Annotated in this window: 1 protein-coding gene and 2 pseudogenes; all 3 read right to left on the bottom strand. The window is 37.0% G+C overall.

What is annotated here, in order from left to right; all coding sequences use genetic code 11:
- A partial coding sequence (locus AS194_RS01590) for a transposase (protein ID WP_058023740.1) occupies positions 1-192 on the bottom strand: 192 nt, incomplete at its 3' end.
- 248 nt (positions 193-440) lie between these two features.
- Positions 441-698: pseudogene (locus AS194_RS01585) on the bottom strand (hypothetical protein); the annotation flags it as partial.
- Between the two features lie 129 nt (positions 699-827).
- Positions 828-1612: pseudogene (locus AS194_RS13685) on the bottom strand (hypothetical protein); the annotation flags it as partial.

Raw genomic sequence — 1612 nt, 5'->3', positions numbered from 1 at the left:
TGCATTTTCAACTTCAAGTTCTTTAAGACGGCTGATAAGTGTGGCGTCCATACCACCATATTTAGATCGCCAGTTGTAGAAGGTGCTTTGGCTGATGTTATGCTCACGGCAGAGCTCAGTGATAGGAACGCCTTGTTCGGCTTGTTTTAGGATGTTGACGATTTGGTTGTCGCTAAAGCGTGTCTTTTTCATAGGATTCTCCTGCTGATGTATTCTAGCAGTTACTCTCTATTTATGAGTGTTCTTATTTATTGGGGGGATTACCTGACAAGTTGCCTCATTTGATTAACATCAATGATAACTGGAAGGGTAAAGACTTTCTTAAGAGACTAGGATTTAAGTTTAAATCGCTAGACGAAATAAATTTTGAGCAGTAAACCACAGTTAACCTGATACCATAAAAACACTGATTTCTGAACGAGATACTAAGCGTAGAGAACTTTTAGCCTATGACGCAGTACGCCCAAAGTGCCATAAGTACACGATGCTCTATCGGCAGCATGCTCATTGGCCTTCATTAGCTGTTTAACCAATGCGGCGATCAAGTGACGCTCAGAGTCGATAGGAAATGTGAGGCAAAACTTCTCCCACTCCTGCGGCTGGGTGGTCTGCACAAAGTCCAGCACGTCTTGCTCATAGAGCGCGGTCTCAGCCGTATAGCCGCTGGCAGGACCTACTTGCCGGCCTTTCGCTTGCATCTGATTAACAATATCGGCTTGGAAGACAGATTCTTAGGTAGTATCGGTCATATTGAGTCCGTTTTGTTCTAATGATTTTCACAGCTATCGTATATTTTAAAATTGCACAAATCTAAGATATTCCCAATGTTAAGAAGTAAGAAATTTCAAAAACTCATATGTATAACTAATTATGATTCCAGTAAAAACCGCTCCAAAAAATGAAAGAATCCACAAATTTACTTTGTTATCTTGTAGGACTTCTTCCATGTATTTTTCAGTTTTTGTTGTGAGAGTAACGAAAGATACTGGAGGCTTAACAGACTCCTTCATAGTAAAAATGACAATAAGGAATATTATGATTGTTGCTACAAAGATGCCAAATCCAAAAAAGGTAAAATTATCAAAAATTGTAGGTTGAGTTGTGTTGAAAAACTTCTCTGAAATAAAATCTAGTTTTTTGTGAACCCCTATTAAACTTGTAGATTCTTCGCTAGATATCTCAAGATATTTTGAGTACTCAGCGTCTTTGTCATCCTGAGACCTAAAAGTAAAGATACTTAGAATTGGTGCTAAAATAATAATTGGAATAAATAGAACCTCAAGCCTTATCATCGAAAGAATCCATCTAAGTACTTTTTTATATTTTGGTTCTTTAATCCATATATCATCTAGTGAGTTACTAATCATAGTTAACATGTCATCAGCCCAAGTACGTTCTGTATGATTAATTTCAATCGCTACAATCCCAGATATTGCTTCTTTTTTACTCAGAGCTATGTCAAACAGATCTCTTGCGTGGCTATTATTATCAGAAGATGTAGCAAGATGTATAATTATTTCTTGTTTCTCAGGTATATCTTTATTAGGAAAATTTATAATTATCCCAAAATTTAAGTTCACATCTGTATGAACCGCCCCGAGTATATCGGAGA

Origin of the sequence: Psychrobacter piscatorii (assembly GCF_001444505.1) — a bacterium.
Classification (GTDB): Bacteria; Pseudomonadota; Gammaproteobacteria; order Pseudomonadales; family Moraxellaceae; genus Psychrobacter; species Psychrobacter piscatorii_B.
The sequence above is the reverse complement of the archived record's forward strand: the minus strand, read 5'-3'. Positions and strand labels throughout refer to the sequence as shown.